The organism is Vibrio genomosp. F10 str. 9ZD137 (assembly GCF_049974785.1).
GTDB lineage: Bacteria > Pseudomonadota > Gammaproteobacteria > Enterobacterales > Vibrionaceae > Vibrio.
Genome location: NZ_JBNGCJ010000356.1, coordinates 1 through 4,448, shown reverse-complemented (window position 1 = coordinate 4,448; position 4,448 = coordinate 1). Strand labels below are relative to the sequence as shown.

The window sequence follows — 4,448 nt, the reverse complement described above, 5'->3', positions numbered from 1 at the left end:
AAGCCAGCAAAATCCGATCGCCGCACCAAAAATTGCAGCCGTATGTTCGGTAATGGGCAGGGTTACAAACGCGCCGATAACAAGCGTGCGCATAAAATACAAAGCAGCCATCACGTGACGTTTATTAAAACGATCCCCCATAACTCCCCAAAAATAGGACCCAAAAATATTGAATATGCCCACATACGCTAACGCCATCGCTGCGCTTGAGGCTGGCAAATTTTTGTCTGCCAAATAGCTGGGTAAATGCGTCGCGATAAACATGACATGAAAGCCACAAACAAAGAAACCTGCATGAATGAGCCAGTAACCTTTATGTGAAAAAGCTTCATTGAGTGCTTGTTTCAGGGTTTGATTGTCTTCAGAGTTCGGTGTCAAATTAGGGGCAGACTTAGCGGTTCTCATGAACATTGCAAAGGCAATCATGACCGTACAGAGTAACGCAAATGCCTGCATGGCTCCTTGCCAATCGAAATGCGCAATTAATGTTTGAGCTCCAGGGATGAGTGCAAACATACCAAACGATCCAGCCGCGGTTGTTAATCCAAACGCTTTAGCCGCATGCTGAGCTGGCACTACTTTAGCAACCGCACCTAGCACTATCACATAGCTGGTCGCGCTTAACCCTAAACCCACTAAAATCCCCAAAGACAGATAAAGCATGCTCGGATCGACAGCGATTGATGTTAAGTACAAGCCTGCCGAATAAGAGATGGCCCCCAGTATGATAATGCGCTTGGCTCCCCATTTATCCGCCGCCATACCCACAAATGGCTGAAACACGCCAAACAAAAGGTTTTGAAGGGCAATGGCAAAACTAAAAAACTCGCGCCCTGTTCCAAAGTAATCCGAGATAGGCATCATAAAGATACCAAAAGACTGCCGTATCCCTAGGCAAACAACTAAGATGCCAATCCCTAGCCATACTAAAAGTGGAAATCGAAAAATGCTCATAGATTCGTCTTACTCAATGTTAATTAATGGTGGTGAGAATGGTTGATGTCGCCCGTTTGTTGATGACACCCGCTGTTGATTGCTTGCTCAGCTAATAGCGTTAAAAGTCGAGGGGTGTTGTGAACCACCACTAACGATAGAGACAGCAATAACACCATCCTTGCAAGTTGAGCCAAAATAGATTGTGAAAACCAAAGGGACTTAAGAAACATCTTACTCACCAGTGATATTAGGGTTAAAAAATCAGCGCGAAGTGTAGTGACTATTCCCAAATGACGCCAATGACATTTTGGTACAGAGGCTATGCATAATTTGCATACCCATTGTATTCGATGCTATCGAGCTCACTCTTCCCGCCAAGGCTATTCAAATCGGGTTTGAAGTCTGTTCTAAATCAAACACACAAGTGCTATACAGCAGCGGCTTCTAATGGCATAGGCTCCTAACAGCATAGGTTTCTAATGTATAGGTTTCTAATGGAATAGGTTCCTACTCATAACTCAATCATCCTTTCTCTGGCTTCTCTTATTTATCTTGCTTCTCTGACTGGTGAGGTGTTGCGATAAGTTTAAAGCCTTCATCTAACCACCCAGTGACACCGCCGATCATCTTTTTAACAGGCCTTCCTAACTTGGCTAATCGAATCGCTGCTTTTTCAGTTCCATTGCAGTGAGGGCCAGCACAGTACACTACAAACAATGTCTCGGCAGGAAATTCACTCAGTCTCTTTTCATTTATTCTCGTGCGGGGTATATTAATCGCACCATCAATATGACCTTGATCAAATAGATTTTCCCCTCTCACATCAACGAGTACAAAGTCTTGACGATCATTCGTTGTCGCGTGGTGAACATCCCAGCAATCGGTTTCAAATCTTAGTAATAACTCAAAATGGTTTAATGCCGCTTGGCTATCTGCCGCCTGAACTCTTGAAACTGCACTTGTCATAACGATTCCTTAATCAGTTTGTCCTGGGGTTATTATCAACGGCGCCACCCAACAAAAACACTGGCTTAAAAGACAATATACGTTAATAATAAGCCATACTATTCAAGAATGATGACCAAAGATGGCTATGATCAAAGTGGCAATACTGTCTCATGCGGATGTTTCTCTGTTTGAATTGGCGTGTGCCGTAGAGCTTTTTGCTCTGCCAAGGCCAGAATTTGATGATTGGTATCAAGCCGACGTCATTAACCTAGACAACGCAGCAATCACAACTACTGCTCGCATTGGTCTCTCGACTCAGTTTGTCCCATCCATTGACAAATATGATCTCCTCATTATTCCTAGCTGGCCAACGATAGAGAAAACCGTACCGTCCACAATACGAAAACAAGTGAGCCAGTTTCACGCAAGTGGTAAACGAATTCTTTCTTTCTGCTCTGGGGCTTTCTTATTGGCTGAGCTCGGTATTCTTAATGGTAGGAAAGCCACGACTCACTGGAAATTTGAATCTTCATTTCGCCAGCGTTTTCCTCATATTCAATACGCAGCCAATGTTTTGTACTTGTTTGACGGAAATATAGGTTGTTCAGCCGGAAGTGCAGCGGGGTTAGATCTTGGGCTCGCAGTGATAAGAAGTGACTATGGCTACGAAGTGGCCAATCAAGTGGCGAAGCGGTTGGTTGTCTCCGGACATCGGCAAGGGGGGCAGTCTCAATTTGTTGAAACGCCAATGCTCGAAGTGCCAAACCAGTTTTCACACGCACTCGAGTGGGCGCAAGATAACCTCGATAAATCGATCTCAATTGATGAATTGGCCACCAAAGCGAACATGTCTCGCCGTACCTTTGATAGAAAGTTTAGAGGTTGCTTTGATTTGTCACCAAAAGAGTGGATCATTTGCCAGCGTGTTGAACGTGCGAAAGGGCTTCTTGAAAGCAGTAATATGACCATTGAACGGCTGTCACAAGCGTCTGGTTTTGATACATCAATGACGATGCGGCATCACTTTCGACAGTTGGTTGGTGTTTCTCCGAGTATGTACCGGCAGCAATTTTTCCAAAATTCAGGCACGGGTGCGACTCACACCGATGAATCTTTTGCAAAGTAATGTTTCTCAACAAACTCAGAAACCCGTAGTAAGTGCTTACTAAAAAATAGAGTACCACGACAAAGAAGAAAATCCGTGTCACACTCTTTATGCCCCCCTACAGTTAAGGAATACCCTTTGGCGAGTTCTGAGCGGAATATAAAAGTCTGTACGATTAATCTATTTAACTACGTAGAACCGCCGAATGCGTTTTATGATTTTGCGAACATCTATACAAAAGAAGAATGGACAATTAAAATCCGCTGGTTAAGCCAAACCATCACAAAAATCGATGCAGATATCATCGGATTTCAAGAAGTATTCAGTATTGATTCATTAAGAAAAACGATGCACTTGCTTGGCTACACCCATTTTGTCACCGTTGATACGCCAGAGGTTGAGCAAGATTACATATACTCAAATCCTGTTGTGGCACTTGCATCACGACACCCAGTCAGCCAAACCCTCTCTATTAACGCCTCATCAGCTATTGCTCGTTCCCAAAGTAATTTTAAATTTAATCGCACTCCAATTCATGCTGTCGTCGACATACCACAATTAGGTCCGATTGATGTTTATGTGGTCCATTTAAAATCTCAACGTCCGACCGAACTCGACACTCAACCTGACGAAGAGCGGCATGATGAACCATCGACTAGCGAACGTTGGTTACTCGAAAGTCAAGGTAAATGGCTGTCAACGGTTCAACGCGGTATGGAAGTCCACGTTCTTCATCACCATATGATTGAAACTAAAAAGCAAAATGAACGGCCATGCTTACTCATGGGGGATTTTAATCAATCACTGCAAAGTAACGAATTTCATTGCTTAACATCAAGACACCTCTTTCGTCTTAAAGAATCAGAAACGGCTCTATCGGCTTTCCACCTTCATAACAGCCAAGACCTGGTCCTTGAACAAACAGAAATTACCTCAACACCCACCTACTATGTGGGGGCACAAGGAAAAGAACTGGACTATATTCTGCTGTCCAACGAATTCTCTGATTGCTCAGATCAAGCCCGTGGGATCGTCACCGACTACCAGGTCATCGACTCACATTTAGTCAACCCGCACTACGGTCATGACCACATCAGTACCGATCATGGGATCGTAACGGTAAATATTTCAATAATTTAATTCAAAAAACACGCAGTTTGTGGTTTAAATATGGGAATAGCCACTGACCCAATGGAGCAACAGCAGATGGAAATCAAAGTCAGACCCACTCGAGTCGAAGACGCGGCGGCGGTATGTCACGTTTATTCCCAATACCGATCTCAACGCGAAACCTTACAACTGCCCAACCCTTCTGTAGATATGTGGGAAAACCGTTTACAGAACATCCCGACAGGCGTTTACTCCTTCGTGGCTGAAGTGGACGGAAAAGTGGTGGGTAATATTGGATTCGAACACGCTCAAAATCCCCGCCGATCGCACTGTGGCAGTTTTGGTTTAG

5 protein-coding genes and 1 pseudogene are annotated in these 4,448 nt (G+C 44.1%); 3 read left to right on the top strand and 3 right to left on the bottom strand.

The window, feature by feature from the left end; translation table 11 throughout:
• The 3 genes from ACP45E_RS07970 to ACP45E_RS07960 form a co-directional block, all read right to left on the bottom strand.
• On the bottom strand, positions 1-954 hold a 954-nt coding region (locus ACP45E_RS07970), incomplete at its 3' end, for an MFS transporter (RefSeq protein ID WP_069584866.1).
• 23 nt (positions 955-977) lie between these two features.
• Positions 978-1,166: a hypothetical protein gene (locus ACP45E_RS07965; protein WP_017037764.1), complete on the bottom strand. Its 189-nt coding sequence runs from the start codon at positions 1,164-1,166 to the stop codon at positions 978-980.
• A 313-nt stretch (positions 1,167-1,479) separates the two neighbouring features.
• The gene (locus ACP45E_RS07960; RefSeq protein ID WP_017037765.1) at positions 1,480-1,902 is read right to left on the bottom strand and encodes a rhodanese-like domain-containing protein; all 423 of its coding nucleotides are present in this window, start codon (positions 1,900-1,902) and stop codon (positions 1,480-1,482) included.
• Between the two features lie 121 nt (positions 1,903-2,023).
• Here ACP45E_RS07960 and ACP45E_RS07955 point away from each other — a divergent pair, with 121 nt between their 5' ends.
• The 3 genes and pseudogenes from ACP45E_RS07955 to ACP45E_RS07945 all read left to right on the top strand — a co-directional run.
• Positions 2,024-3,010 (top strand): helix-turn-helix domain-containing protein, encoded by a 987-nt coding sequence (locus ACP45E_RS07955; protein WP_017037766.1) that lies wholly within the window; start codon positions 2,024-2,026, stop codon positions 3,008-3,010.
• A gap of 117 nt (positions 3,011-3,127) precedes the next feature.
• Positions 3,128-4,129: an endonuclease/exonuclease/phosphatase family protein gene (locus tag ACP45E_RS07950; RefSeq protein WP_017037767.1), complete on the top strand. Its 1,002-nt coding sequence runs from the start codon at positions 3,128-3,130 to the stop codon at positions 4,127-4,129.
• Between the two features lie 66 nt (positions 4,130-4,195).
• A pseudogene (locus ACP45E_RS07945) lies at positions 4,196-4,448 on the top strand (GNAT family N-acetyltransferase); the annotation flags it as partial.

Excerpts from the sequence above, each read along its gene's own strand:
- ACP45E_RS07965 (WP_017037764.1), bottom strand. The coding sequence starts at position 1,166 with ATGTTTCTTAAGTCCCTTTGGTTTTCACAATCTATTTTGGCTCAACTT.
- ACP45E_RS07960 (WP_017037765.1), bottom strand. The coding sequence starts at position 1,902 with ATGACAAGTGCAGTTTCAAGAGTTCAGGCGGCAGATAGCCAAGCGGCA.
- ACP45E_RS07955 (WP_017037766.1), top strand. The coding sequence starts at position 2,024 with ATGGCTATGATCAAAGTGGCAATACTGTCTCATGCGGATGTTTCTCTG.